General features: G+C 70.2%; 17 protein-coding genes. 11 read left to right on the forward strand and 6 right to left on the reverse strand.

The window, feature by feature from the left end:
- Positions 1-9: 9 nt before the first annotated feature.
- Positions 10-420: a hypothetical protein gene (locus ABFG95_RS09825; RefSeq protein WP_082707216.1), complete on the forward strand. Its 411-nt coding sequence runs from the start codon at positions 10-12 to the stop codon at positions 418-420.
- Positions 417-1,187, forward strand: coding sequence for a sulfite exporter TauE/SafE family protein (locus tag ABFG95_RS09830; RefSeq protein WP_348995795.1), 771 nt, complete (start codon positions 417-419; stop codon positions 1,185-1,187). Before ABFG95_RS09825 ends, ABFG95_RS09830 begins: the two co-directional genes overlap by 4 nt.
- 14 nt (positions 1,188-1,201) lie before the next feature.
- Here the strand turns inward: ABFG95_RS09830 and ABFG95_RS09835 are convergent, their stop codons facing one another.
- From ABFG95_RS09835 to ABFG95_RS09845, 3 genes are all read right to left on the reverse strand, one after another.
- Positions 1,202-2,005: an SDR family NAD(P)-dependent oxidoreductase gene (locus ABFG95_RS09835; protein WP_054415342.1), complete on the reverse strand. Its 804-nt coding sequence runs from the start codon at positions 2,003-2,005 to the stop codon at positions 1,202-1,204.
- Between the two features lie 235 nt (positions 2,006-2,240).
- The gene (locus ABFG95_RS09840) at positions 2,241-2,393 is read right to left on the reverse strand and encodes a hypothetical protein (protein ID WP_167352798.1); all 153 of its coding nucleotides are present in this window, start codon (positions 2,391-2,393) and stop codon (positions 2,241-2,243) included.
- A gap of 144 nt (positions 2,394-2,537) precedes the next feature.
- Entirely contained in the window at positions 2,538-3,425 is an 888-nt protein-coding gene (locus ABFG95_RS09845; protein ID WP_049075797.1) for a LysR substrate-binding domain-containing protein, read from the reverse strand.
- Positions 3,426-3,534: 109 nt separating this feature from the next.
- Between ABFG95_RS09845 and ABFG95_RS09850 the strand changes: the two genes are divergently transcribed.
- Together ABFG95_RS09850 and ABFG95_RS09855 are read left to right on the forward strand one after the other, a co-directional pair.
- On the forward strand, positions 3,535-4,437 hold the full coding sequence (locus ABFG95_RS09850) for an alpha/beta hydrolase (protein WP_175145026.1): 903 nt from the start codon (positions 3,535-3,537) through the stop codon (positions 4,435-4,437).
- 117 nt (positions 4,438-4,554) lie between these two features.
- Positions 4,555-4,887 carry a hypothetical protein gene (locus ABFG95_RS09855; protein ID WP_049075799.1) on the forward strand — a complete coding sequence of 111 codons (333 nt, stop codon included), beginning with the start codon at positions 4,555-4,557 and terminating at the stop codon, positions 4,885-4,887.
- Between the two features lie 33 nt (positions 4,888-4,920).
- Here the strand turns inward: ABFG95_RS09855 and ABFG95_RS09860 are convergent, their stop codons facing one another.
- Together ABFG95_RS09860 and ABFG95_RS09865 are read right to left on the reverse strand one after the other, a co-directional pair.
- Entirely contained in the window at positions 4,921-5,457 is a 537-nt protein-coding gene (locus tag ABFG95_RS09860; RefSeq protein WP_049075800.1) for a GNAT family N-acetyltransferase, read from the reverse strand.
- Between the two features lie 7 nt (positions 5,458-5,464).
- On the reverse strand, positions 5,465-6,037 hold the full coding sequence (locus ABFG95_RS09865) for an XRE family transcriptional regulator (RefSeq protein ID WP_063569141.1): 573 nt from the start codon (positions 6,035-6,037) through the stop codon (positions 5,465-5,467).
- Between the two features lie 102 nt (positions 6,038-6,139).
- On the opposite strand from ABFG95_RS09865, the gene ABFG95_RS09870 reads away from it, so the two are divergent.
- The 7 genes from ABFG95_RS09870 to ABFG95_RS09900 all read left to right on the forward strand — a co-directional run bounded on the left by ABFG95_RS09870 (position 6,140) and on the right by ABFG95_RS09900 (position 11,960).
- Complete coding sequence (locus tag ABFG95_RS09870; protein WP_139122131.1) at positions 6,140-7,684, forward strand: phospholipase D family protein; 1,545 nt, start codon at positions 6,140-6,142, stop codon at positions 7,682-7,684.
- 84 nt (positions 7,685-7,768) lie between these two features.
- The gene (locus ABFG95_RS09875) at positions 7,769-8,464 is read left to right on the forward strand and encodes a 2OG-Fe(II) oxygenase (RefSeq protein ID WP_049075805.1); all 696 of its coding nucleotides are present in this window, start codon (positions 7,769-7,771) and stop codon (positions 8,462-8,464) included.
- A gap of 1 nt (position 8,465) precedes the next feature.
- Positions 8,466-9,125: a DNA oxidative demethylase AlkB gene (gene alkB, locus ABFG95_RS09880; RefSeq protein WP_059272465.1), complete on the forward strand. Its 660-nt coding sequence runs from the start codon at positions 8,466-8,468 to the stop codon at positions 9,123-9,125.
- A gap of 145 nt (positions 9,126-9,270) precedes the next feature.
- On the forward strand, positions 9,271-10,266 hold the full coding sequence (locus ABFG95_RS09885) for a formylglycine-generating enzyme family protein (protein WP_054415330.1): 996 nt from the start codon (positions 9,271-9,273) through the stop codon (positions 10,264-10,266).
- 47 nt (positions 10,267-10,313) lie between these two features.
- Positions 10,314-10,697, forward strand: a complete 384-nt coding sequence (locus ABFG95_RS09890; RefSeq protein ID WP_049075812.1) for a VOC family protein — start codon at positions 10,314-10,316, stop codon at positions 10,695-10,697.
- A 2-nt stretch (positions 10,698-10,699) separates the two neighbouring features.
- Entirely contained in the window at positions 10,700-11,506 is an 807-nt protein-coding gene (locus ABFG95_RS09895; RefSeq protein WP_348995796.1) for an AraC family transcriptional regulator, read from the forward strand.
- An 85-nt stretch (positions 11,507-11,591) separates the two neighbouring features.
- Entirely contained in the window at positions 11,592-11,960 is a 369-nt protein-coding gene (locus ABFG95_RS09900; RefSeq protein WP_049075815.1) for a cupin domain-containing protein, read from the forward strand.
- 7 nt (positions 11,961-11,967) lie between these two features.
- Here the strand turns inward: ABFG95_RS09900 and ABFG95_RS09905 are convergent, their stop codons facing one another.
- Positions 11,968-12,486, reverse strand: coding sequence for an MgtC/SapB family protein (locus ABFG95_RS09905; RefSeq protein ID WP_049075817.1), 519 nt, complete (start codon positions 12,484-12,486; stop codon positions 11,968-11,970).
- Positions 12,487-12,560: the final 74 nt, after the last annotated feature.

A 12,560-nucleotide genomic window follows, 5' to 3' on the forward strand; every position in this document is an offset into this window, starting at 1 on the left:
GGTATTCCCATGAAAAATTCCCTTGGCGGCCGCCGGGCCGCGGCCTGGTGCGCGGCGTTAGTGGCGGCGCTGGCGCTGCATTCCTCAGGCCTTGCCGAAGCCAACGGCGTCCTGTCGGCCTACGCCACGCCGGTACAGCAATACGCGCTGGCGCTGGAGGCCCAGACCCAGGGCGATTATCCCGCCATGCTGGCCTGGCTGCGGGCGGCGGCGCGCGCAGGCCATGCGCCGGCGCAACGCATGCTCGGCATCGCGCTGCTCGGCGGCCCGGCCCTGTATGGGGCCGGCCAGTCCGCCGATCTTTGCGAAGGCCGCCTGTGGTTGCTGCGCGCGGCCGCCCAGGGCGCGGGCGACGACGTCGCCTATGCCCTGTTCGGCCGGCCACGCGACGCGCTCACCGCGCACTGCGAGGCCGCATGAGCGCCAACGACCTGCTGGGCGCGGGCACGCCCGCGCTGCTGGCCGCGACCGCCGCGGTCTTCGTGCTGGCGGGCGTGGTGAAGGGCGTGGTGGGGTTGGGCCTGCCCACCATTTCCATGGCCATGCTGGCCTTGGTCATGGCGCCGGCGCAGGCCGCCGCGCTGCTGATCGTGCCGTCGCTCATCACCAATCTGTGGCAGGCGCGGCCATGGCCGACGCTGATGCGGGTGTTGCGCCGCATCGCCACGCTGCAGGCGGGCGTGTGCGTGGGCACCCTGGCCGGCGCGGCGTGGTTCGGCGCGCCCGCCGGCCATTGGGCCAGTGTCTGCCTGGGCATCGCGCTGGTGGCCTATGCGGGCTGGGGCCTGTTCGGCATGCCGCCGGCGGTGCCGGCGCGCCACGAGGGCGCGCTGGGCGCGTTGATGGGCATGGCGACCGGCCTCATCACCGCGGCGACGGGGGTTTTCGTGATTCCCGCCGTGCCATACCTGCAGGCCCTGAACCTCGGCAAGGACGGCCTGATCCAGGCGATGGGCATCTCGTTCACGGTGTCCAACGTGGCCCTGGCGGCGGGGCTATGGCTGAACGGCAGCTATTCCCCGGGCGCGGCCGGCGCCTCGGCGCTGATGCTGCCGCCGGCGCTGGCCGGGATGGCACTGGGGCAATGGTTGCGCGGCCGGCTGTCGGCGCGCGCGTTCAAGCAATGCTTCATGGTCAGCCTGGCGCTGCTGGGCGCCTACCAGGTGGCGCAAGGCCTGGCCGGGTAGGCGCCCGCGCGGGGTCAGGCCGCCAGGCGCCGTTCGTCGACGAAGCCGATCGACACCGACATCTCGCGCCAGCGCGCCAGTTCCTGCTGCACCGACTGGATCTTGGCGCGCGCCTGGTCGAAGGCGTCGCGGCCCAGGAACAGATGCAGCGGCGCGTATTGCGCGTCCGCCGCCTGGATCAGCGCGCGCGCCGCCTTGGCCGGGTCTCCGGACGCGGCGTGGCCCGCGCCCGCCTCGGGGCGCGCGCCGTCCGCCGGCGCGCGCATCGCGCCGGGATAGACCAGCGACACGCGCACGCCATGCGGCGCGGCCTCCAGGGCCAAGGTTTCGCTCAGCCCGCTGACCGCGAACTTGGCGCCGCTGTAGGCGCCCCAGCCGGCGCTGCCGCCATCGAAACCCAGGATCGACGAGATGTTGAACACGTGGCCGGCGCGCTGCGCGCGCAGGCGCGGCATCACCGCGCGCACCACATTCAGCACGCCGAAGACGTTGATGTCGAAGCTGTCGCGCAGCTCGGCGTCCGACAGCGTTTCCAGCGCGCCCGCCAGGCCATGCCCGGCGTTGTTGACGACCACGTCGATGCGACCGAACGCCGCCACGGTGGTGTCGATCGCGCGGCGCACGCTGCCTTCGTCGGCCAGATTCACTTCCAGGGGCAGGAAGCGGCCTTCGAGCTTGGCGCCCACCGCGTCCAGCAATGCATCGACATCGCGCGACGTGGCCGCGACCTTGTGACCCTGGTCGAGCAGCATCCTGACCAGCGCCAGGCCCAGGCCGCCGGCGGCGCCTGTCACAAACCAGATTTTTTCGGTGCTCATGCGATCTCCCTCTGCTTGCGGCGGCCGGCAACACGCCGGCGGCCCGCTGGCGCCCACGGATTCACGCGGAACACATCGACCCCAAGCGTGAGAGGGATATTAAGCATCGCGCATCGACGCGCACAGGCTCGTTCTTGCGTGAAACCTGCCTATTTCTACGGGTTTGCCGTTGTCCGAAGGCCGGGGGGGACGGGGGCAGCCGCGGCGCCCCGCCCCGGGGCGGCCTGCGGCGGGATCAGCCCAGCGCGCTGCGGTAGTGCTCGCTGTCGAAGCTCGGCGCGCTGCCGGCGGGCTCGGCATCCGCCACCGGTTGCGTGACCGGCGCGGCGGCGTCGACGCCGAAGAGAGAGAGTTCGGCGGTGACCAATGCAAGGAGAAGATTCGCCATGATGATTCCTTTGAGTCGAATGCCCAGACCGGCGGCGGCTGCGTCGGTCTTATATAAGACATGGGGCTCATATTGCGGGGCACGGCGGCGGGCGTCCATTTGGTTTACTCAATCAAGGCGATTGAGGCAACGCAAGGCCTTGGCTCAACGCGCGAAACGGCGTCGCTGGCCCGTCTGCCGCACCGTCGCCACCAGCGCCCGCACGGCGGCTTCGGCCGAGCGCGCGAAGGCATAGAAGCGCGCATTCGGCAGCGCCGGCAAGCCGTCCTCGCGCGACAGCGCCCGCAGCCCCGGGCGCAGCTGGCTGCGCGCCACCGGCGCCACCGCGAACCCCGCCTGCGCGGCCGCCAGGCAGCCGGCCATGCTGCCGCTTTCGAACGCTGGCGACCACGCGCGCCGCGCCTTGCCCAGCGCCGTAATGGCGGCTTCGCGGTAGACGCAGGGCTCGGGAAACACCGCCAGCGGCACGCGCTCGCCCGGCATCCAGGCCTTGTCTTCGCCCCAGGCCCACACCAGCTCTTCTTCCCAAAGCAGTTCGCCTTCATCCCGCACCAGCGAGCACTGCTTGCCGAACACCACGTCGAGCTTGCCGCGCGCCTGCTGGCGCAGCAGGTCCCCCGTCACACCCACTTTCAGCTCGATGGACGCTCCCGGGTGCGCGCGATGGAATGCCTGCAACACCTCGGCCAGCCAGGCGCCGGCGAAGTCTTCCGATGCGCCGACGCGCAAACGTCCCTTCAGGCCTGCCCCGCTCAGGCGGGCGCGGGCCTCGCGTTCGAGTTCGACGATATTGCGCGCATAGGCGTAGAGCGTCTCGCCGGCGGCGGTCAGTTCGAAGCTGCGCGTGGTGCGTTCGAGCAGGACGACGCCAGCGACCGATTCGAGGCGCTTGATGTGGCCGCTGACCGCGGACGGCGTCAGCGCCAGCGCGTCCGCCGCCAGCGCGAAACCGCCGTGGTCCACGACTTCGAGAAAGGTGCGCAGCAGGGTCAGGTCCAGCACGGCGCCAGCGGGGGACGCGGGGGTATCCATGGGGTCGGCCTCAATACACGATTCTTTGATAATAAACGCACATTATTCACTAATCATGATTTCTCGCGCCGCTATCGTGGGCCTTCCGCTATCGGCAGGACAAGCCACCATGACCCCTTACCGCACGATCCGCACCCCCAGGCTGGAAATCGCCTATCTCGAATGGAATCCCGGCGCCGCCCGCAGCGCCGTGCTGCTGCATGGCTGGCCCGACAGCCCGGCCGGCTGGCGCCCGGTGGCGCAGCGGCTGGCCGCCGAAGGCTATCGCGTGTTGTGTCCGGCGCTGCGCGGCTTCGGCCCGACCCGTTTTCTGGACCGGGCCACGCCACGCAGCGGCGAACTGGCGGCGCTGGGCCGCGACCTGCTGGATTTCATCGATGCCCTCGGCCTCGAACAACCGCTGCTGGCGGGCCATGACTGGGGCGCGCGCGCCGCCGCCAACGCCTGCGGCCTGGCCACCGGCGCGGCCGCGCAACTGGTGCTGCTGTCGATCGGCTACGGCACCAACGATCCCGCGCAGGTTCTGCCGCTGCCGCAGGCGCGCAACTACTGGTACCACTGGTTCATGGCCACGCCGCGCGGCGCCGCTGCCGTGCGCGAGGATGCGCGCGGCTTCACCCGCTATCTGTGGGACACCTGGTCGCCGGCCGGCTGGTATACCGAGGAGGAATTCGCCGAGGCCGCGCAGGCCTTCGACAACCCCGACTGGGCCGCCGTGGTGTTGCATTCCTATCGCCACCGCTGGGGCTTCGAGCCGGGCGATCCCGCGTACGCGCAGGATGGCGCGCGGCTGACGCCGGCGCCAAGGCTGGCGGTGCCGACCCTGGTGCTGCACGGCGGCGCCGACACCTGCAACCAGCCCGCCACATCCGAAGGCAAGTCGCACTATTTCAGCGGCGGCTACGAACGCCGGGTGCTCGATGGCGTGGGCCATTTCCCGCAGCGCGAGGCGCCGCAGGCGGTGGCCGCAGCCATCCTGAATTTCGTCGCCAATCCACCGGCGCGAGGCTGACACGGCCCGACGCCGCCGGGCAGGAAAACGGGGAATGGCGGATAATCCGGCTATTTCCCGCCTTTCGGGCGGCGGTTTCCCGCCGGCGCCGGCGCGGGGCAGCATTCGGAGTCAGCTATGTATCGCGGCATTGAGGCGATCGAACAATTCATGATGTCCATCGGCCTGGCCTGGCAGCCCGGCCGCACCGAAAGCGCCGAACTGCGCGCCAGCTACCGCATCGGCAACACCCGGCCGCTGGGCATCGACCGCACGCTGGTGGAATTCCACTGCGACGCCAAGCGGCCCAAGGTATGGGTGCCGGAGTTCTCGCGCACCAGCTTTCACCAGTGGTTCGAAGTGCCGTTCCAGGAATTCGAATTCACGCCGGGCGGTTCGATGCTGAAGATCAAAGCCGCCGCGCGCGGCAATGCCCCGCCCTACAGCGTGGGCCTCAAGCCGCTGGCCTGAGCGGCCCTTTGCGCCCGGCGCCCGCCGGGCGTTCTACAGCGGTTTGTACATGATGGTGGTGCCGTCCAGCCGCGACGGATCGCGCGCATCGCGGGCGAATCCCGGGATCACGCCCACCGTGTGATACCCCAGCGAGGTGTACAGCGGCTCGGCGTTGTCGCCAGTGCGCGTGTCCAGCGTGATCAGGCTGCGGCCGGCCTCGACGGCGGCGGCCTCCGCCGCCTGCATCAGCGCGCGGGCGATGCCGCGGCGGCGGAAATCCGGATGCACCAGCAACTTGCGGATCTCGGCGCGGTGCGGTTGATTGGGCGGCGTATCGCAGTCCAGCTGCACCGAGCCGGCCACGCGCCCCGCCTCCATCGCCACCAGCAGCACCAATCCACCGCTTTCGAGCGGCGGCAGCACCTTGTCAAGCCAGAATGCCCGCGCCGCCTCGGGGCCGAAGGGCAGCACGAAACTGACGCTGGCGCCATCCTGCACGCAGGCATGCAGCAGTTCGCCCAGGCCGGGCAGCAACGCGTGGGCTTCATCCGCGGTAACGCGGTTCAATGCAAGGGTATCGGTGGACATGATGGACTCAGACGATGAACAACAGGTAACGGGCGCCGCTGTGCGGCGGGGTGTCGAAGGCGCTGGCGCCGTAGAGCTGGTAGCGCAGGCAGTCGCCGGGCGCGAGGGTGTGGGATTGGCCGTCGACGCGGATCGACAGTTCGCCTTCCAGCATGACCAGGTGGTGTTCCAGGCCGGCCCGCGGTGACTGCGGATAGTCGATGTGGGTGGCGGGAGGCAACTCGCAGGCCAGGACCTCGCCGGCCAGCTTCTGCGACGGCGGCGATACCGAGCGGCGCCGGAAGCCGGTGGCGCCATCGACCCACAGCGCCTGCGCCGCGCTCGGCACCAACGGGTTGAAGTCGTCTTCGACCATGCGCATCAGGCGCGACATGGTCATGCCATAGGCGCCGCAGAGTTTTCCCAGCGCGCTGGCGGTGGGACTGACCTCGGCGTTTTCCAGGCGCGACAAGGTGGCGCGGCTGACGCCGGCACGGCCGGCCAGTTCATCCAGCGACCAGCCGCGCTCGAGGCGCAGGGTCTTGAGGCGGCCGGCCAGGCGCTGGTCCAGGTCGGCATCGGGAGCGGTTGCGTTTTCCATATTCGGGAATTTATCCCATATCTGAAACTTCATCAATGGCGGGCTTGCCCCGCGTCCGGCGCCGCCTCCCGGGCACGGCGACAATTCGGCACAATACGGCGTATGCACACAGCCCGATTCGTCTCCATGACCGTCCTCTGCCTGGGCATCCTGACGGGCTGCAGCCTGCCGCCCCTGGAATCACGCAGCGCCTCGCAGGCGCTGGCGCCCGACGCCGCCCGCGACACCGCGCTGGGCCGCGCCATCGCGCCGCTGGCCGCGCAACACCCGGGTAAATCCGGCATCCATCCGCTGGCCGACGCCCACGACGCCTTCGCCGCGCGCATGATGCTGGCGCGCGCCGCGCAGCGCAGCCTGGACGTGCAGTACTACATCTGGCACGACGACCTGACCGGCACGCTGCTGCTGGAAGCGCTGCACGCGGCCGCCGATCGTGGCGTGCGGGTGCGGCTGCTGCTGGACGACAACGGCACCGCCGGGCTGGACAAGGTGCTCGCGGCGCTGGATGCGCACCCGAACATCGAGGTGCGCCTGTACAACCCATTCGTGGTGCGCTGGCCCAAGTTCATCGGCTACCTGACCGACTTCCGCCGCCTGAACCGGCGCATGCACAACAAGTCGTTCACCGCCGACAACCAGGCCACCATCGTCGGCGGGCGCAATATCGGCGACGAATACTTCGGCGCCACCGACGGCGTGCTGTTCACCGACCTCGACGTGCTGGCCGTGGGCGACGCGGTGCAGGACGTGTCGAACGACTTCGACCGCTATTGGGCCAGCGAATCGGCCTATCCGGTGGACCGGCTGCTCAAGCCGGCCGGCCCCGACGAACTGGCGGCGCTGGCGCGCACGGCCACCACGCTGGAACGCTCGCCCGAGGCCGCCGCCTACGCCGAGGCCATGCGCCAGCTGCCCTTCATCCAGCAGTTGCTGCGCGGCGAGCTGGCGCTGGAATGGGCGCCGACCCGCATGGTCAGCGACGATCCGCGCAAGACCCTTGGCACCGCCCCGCCCGAAGCCATGCTGTCGCACCAGCTGCAAGACATCATCGGCACGCCCACCACCGACGTCGAACTGGTCTCGCCCTACTTCGTGCCCACCGCCAGCGGCACCGAGGCCTTCGCGGCCATGGCGCAACGCGGGGTCAAGGTGCGGGTGCTGACCAACGCGCTGGAGGCCACCGACGTGGCCGTGGTGCATTCCGGCTACGCCTCGCGCCGCCGCGACCTGCTGGCCGCCGGCGTCGAGCTGTTCGAGATGAAGCGGCAGCCGGGCGAGGTCGAGCGCAACAAGAGCCTGGGACCGTTCGGCAGCTCGGGATCGAGCCTGCATGCCAAGACCTTCGCGGTGGACGGACGCAGCGTGTTCGTCGGTTCGTTCAATTTCGATCCGCGTTCGGCGCGCCTGAATACCGAACTGGGCTTTGTCATCGACAGCCCGACGCTGGCGCGCCACATCGCCAAGGCCTTCGACGAGGACATTGCGCGCACCGCCTACCGCGTCTGCCTGGACGACAAGGGCGCGCTGTACTGGCTGGAGCAGCGCGATGGCCAGAGCATCCGCCACGACACCGAACCGGGCACCACCGCCTGGCAGCGCTTTTCGGTCTGGTTCGTGTCGCTGCTGCCAATCGAATCGCTGCTGTAGCGTGACCGCAAGCAACGGAGTTCGCGCCGGACAGGGACGGCGGTAGACTGGATGTCCGCCGACTTCCGTTGCCCCGCCGTTCCCATGAGCAAGCTCGACACCCTGGACTGGACCCGCATCGCCGCCGACCTGGACGCGCGCGGCCACGCCGTGGCCGCCGGCCTGCTCACGCCCGCGCAGTGCCAGGCGCTGGCGGCCGGCTACGCGGACGAGCATCGCTACCGCAGCCGCATCGTCATGAGCCGCCATGGCTTCGGCCGCGGCGAATACAAATACTTCGCCTATCCGCTGCCGCGCCTGCTGCACAACCTGCGCACCGCGCTGTACCCGCGGCTGGCGCCGATCGCCAACCGCTGGAACCGGCAGATGGGCATCGCGGTCGAGTATCCGGCCGGGCACGCCGCCTTCCTGGCGCGCTGCCACCAGGCCGGCCAGCGCCGGCCGACGCCGCTGATCCTGCAATACGGGCCCGGCGACTACAACTGCCTGCACCAGGACCTGTACGGCGAGCACGTCTTCCCGTTGCAGGTGGCGGTGCTGCTGTCGCGTCCGGGCGAGGACTTCACCGGCGGCGAATTCGTCATGACCGAAACCGATAGCGCCGGCCAGCGGGCCGAGGTGTTGCCGCTGAGCCAGGGCGACGCGCTGATCTTCACCGTCAACCAACGCCCGGTGGCCGGCGCGCGCGGCTGGCGCCGCGTGGCCATGCGCCACGGCGTCAGCGCGCTGCGCGACGGGCGGCGCCACACGCTTGGCGTGATCTTCCACGACGCGGCCTGACATGGGAACCAGCCTGAACCTGTTCGACGATGAAGAGATCGCGCAGACCGGCCGCGAAAGCATCGGCGCGCAATCGGTGGTGCTGCGCGGCTATGCGCTGCCGGCGGCACAGGCGCTGCTGGCCGGGGTCGACACGGTGCGCCGGCAGGCGCCGTTTCGCCACATGGTCACGCCCGGCGGCCTGCCGATGTCGGTGGCGCTGACCAACTGCGGCCGCCATGGCTGGACCAGCGATGAACAGGGGTATCGCTACACGCGCGAGGATCCGCTATCCGGCTTGCCATGGCCGGACATGCCCGAGGCCTTCGATACTCTGGCGCGCGCGGCCGCGCGCGAGGCGGGCTTTCCCGGCTTCGCGCCGGACGCCTGCCTGGTCAACCGCTACCAGCCCGGTTCACGGCTGTCGCTGCACCAGGACAAGGACGAGCGCGACTACGGCGCGCCCATCGTCTCGGTGTCGCTCGGCATGCCGGCGGTGTTCCTGTTCGGCGGCCACGCGCGCGGCGACCGGGCCGTGCACGTGCCACTGTTCCATGGCGATGTGGTGGTGTGGGGCGGCGTCGATCGGCTGCGCTATCACGGCGTGCTACCGCTCAAGGACCGCCCCCATCCCACGCTGGGCAGCGTGCGGATCAACTTCACCATCCGCCAGGCCGGCTGAAACGGCGCGCCGCGCCAGCCGCTCTCCGATCCGGCCCTCATCCAGGCCGGCCAGGCGCAAGGCGCGGCCATGCGGGTTCACCAGAACTGGCGGCGGCCAGCGCGCCGGCCTACTATCAGGCACCTTTTCCGCCCTTGGGAATTCCATGCGCCTGAGCCTCGCCCTTGCCCTGCTGTGCCCGTTGCTCGGCCCGCCCGCCGGCGCCGCCGAACCGCCGGCCCGCACCGAGAATTCGCTGGGCATGCCATTCGTCATGGTGCCGGCCGGCAGCTTTCTCATGGGCAGCGACGAACCGCCCGAGGCGCTGGCGCGCGACTATCCCCAATACCCGCGCGAGCGCTTCACGCAATTGTTCGACGAGGCGCCGGTGCACACCGTGCGCATCACCCGGCCCTTCCTGCTGATGCCCACCGAAGTCACCGTGGGCCAGTTCCGCCGCTTCCTGGAGGCCTCGGGCTACGTGCCGGAATCCGAGGCCGACGGCACGGGCGGCTACGGCTACAACGCCGCCTATGATCCCGAGGCGTCCGAACGCGGCGACGCCTTCGAAGGCCGCGACCGCCGCTACTCCTGGCGCAACCCCGGCTTTGCCCAGGACGACACGCATCCGGTGGTCAATGTCAGCTGGAACGACGCCACCGCCATGGCGCGCTGGCTGAGCCAGCGCGAAGGCCAGGTCTACCGGCTGCCGACCGAAGCCGAATGGGAATACGCCGCCCGGGCCGGCGGCCAGGGCCGCTACCAGCACGGCGACGACCCGGCCGCCCTGCCGGACGTGGCCAACACCTTCGACGCGGACGCGGCGCCGCTCTGGCCAAAATGGCGGACCTACGCGGCGGCGCGCAGCGACGGCCACCGCTTCACCGCCCCCGTCGCCAGCCACGCGCCCAACGCCTTCGGCCTGTACGACATGCATGGCAACGCCTGGGAATGGGTGGCCGATTGGTACGGCGAGGACTACTACGCGCACTCGCCCCAGGACGACCCGCAGGGCCCGGCCAGCGGCAACGTGCGGGTGCGCCGCGGCGGCTCGTGGCATACCTGGGCGCTGTACACGCGTTCGGCGTACCGCAACTGGAATACCCCCGAAACACGCTATCCACTGGTCGGATTCCGCCTGCTGCGCGAAGTCGCGCCATGAAGACCGGTTAGCATAGCCGCAAGCCTAACTTTCAAAAGAGTTCCGACATGCATTCGCTGGGCCGCCTCGTCCTGCTGGTCAACGATTACGACACCGCCATCGCCTTCTACCAGGACAAGCTGGGCATGCAGGTGTTCGTCGACATGGCCGTGGGCCCGCAGCGCTATGTGCATCTGCGGCTGCCGGAACAGCCGTCGGTGGGCGTGTGGCTGCTGCAGGCGCAGACCCAGGCCCAGCGCGACCGCGTCGGCGACCAGACCGGCGGCCAGCCGGTGGGCGTGTTCTACACCGACGACGTGGCGCGCGACCATGCACGCTTCGCCGCGCGCGGCGTGCGCTTCACCCGGGAGCCGGTGGACGACACCGCCGCCATCTATGCGCACTTCATCGACCTGTACGGCAATGAGTTCGTGCTGGTGCAGCTGAAATAGCCATGGCCGCTCGTCCCGCCTCCCGCGACTGGATCGTGCGCCAAGCGCCGGCGGACCGGTTCGAGCGCATCGAAGCCTACTTCGGCGGCCTCGGCTACGGGCTGCACCGGCATGACACCTACGCCATCGGCTGCACGCTGGCCGGCGTGCAGAGCTTTCACTACCGCCGCGACCTGCGGCACAGCCTGCCGGGCGGCGTGCTGGTGCTGCACCCCGACGAGGCGCACGATGGCCAGGCCGGCACCGACGCCGGCTTCCACTACCGCATGGCCTATGTGCAGCCGGCGCTCATCCAGCGCATCCTGGGCGGCCGTCCGCTGCCCTTCGTGCGCGACGGCGTCTCCAACGATGCGCGGCTGCGCGCGGCCTGCGTCGCGCTGTTGCAAGCCCCCGACGCCACCGATCCGCTGCGCGAGGACGACGCGCTATACGACCTGACGCTGGCGCTGTGCGCCGCCGCGGGCCAGGCCCCCGCCCGGTCGCGGCCCGACTATGCCGCCGGCGAGCGGGCGCGCCAGTACATCCACGACGCGCGCGGCCAGGCGGTGTCGCTGGACGACCTGGAGCGCGCCGCCGGCATCGACCGCTGGCGCCTTTCGCGCGACTTCCGCGCGCTGTACGGCACCAGCCCGTACCGCTACGCCTTGCTGCGCCGCCTTGACCTGGCGCGGCGCCTGATTGCCGCGGGCGAGCCGCTGGCGCAGGCCGCGCTGGCCGCCAGCTTCACCGACCAGAGCCACCTGACGCGCCGCCACGCCGAGGCCTTCGGCATGACGCCCGCGCACTGGCGCGGCACCCTGCGCCGCTGATGCGCGGCGTTTCGCACAAACGTACAAGACCGCGCGCACGCCGGCCCCTAAGCTGCGGTTTTCATTGCCGCACAAGGAAGCCGCCATGCCCGCCATCACCGCCATCAACCTGGCCCACAAGCTGTCGCTGATCCAGGAACCCTGGATGCCCAAGGTCATCGCCGAGATGAACGACTACCAGTTCAAGCTGGTCAAGCTGCACGGCGAATTCGTGTGGCACGCCCATGCCGATACCGACGAGACCTTTATCGTGCTGGCGGGCCAACTGCGCATCGACCTGCGCGACGGCCATATCGACCTGGGACCGGGAGAAATGGCCGTCATCCCCAAAGGCGTGGAGCACAAGCCGTGTGCGCCGCAAACGGTGCAGGCCATGCTGATCGAGCCGCGCGGCGTGCGCAACACCGGCGACCAGGGCGGCGAGCGCAGCGCCCCCAACGACGTCTGGATCTGACGGCGGCTCAGGGCCGGTCGCTTTCGATCAGCCGTTTGTCGTCCTTGGCCGCGATGCGCGCCTCGACCCGCCGCAGCACCGCCAGCACGAACAGCGCCATCAGCGTGCTGGCCACGGCGGTGGCCTCGCGCCCCATGCCGGCGGCCACGCCAATGGCGGCGGTCATCCAGATGCTGGCCGAGGTGGTCAGGCCACGGATCTCGCGCTCGTCGCTGAGCTTGATGATGGCGCCCGCGCCCAGGAAACCGATGCCGGCGATCACGCCCTGCAGCACCCGGCTCAGGTCGCCGACCTGCATGCCGTTCTGCAGCGGCACCAGCACGAAGATCGCGGCGCCCAGCGCCACCAGCATATGGGTGCGCAGGCCGGCGGCCTTGCCGCTGCGCTCGCGTTCATAGCCGAGCAGGCCGCCCAGCAATACCGCCATGCCCAGGCGCAGCACGATGCGGGTGGCCTCGCCGACATCGGGGATGTCGGCGAATTCACTGCGCAAGGTGGTCCAGACTTCCAGCCAGATATCCGCCATCGTTGTCTCCCGCGGCAGGTGGATGCAGCCAGCATAGCAGGGCCGCGCTGGCGCGGCGGCGCCCATCTGGTTTA

Origin of the sequence: Achromobacter sp. HNDS-1 (genome assembly GCF_040084795.1) — a bacterium.
Taxonomy (GTDB): domain Bacteria; phylum Pseudomonadota; class Gammaproteobacteria; order Burkholderiales; family Burkholderiaceae_B; genus Achromobacter; species Achromobacter ruhlandii.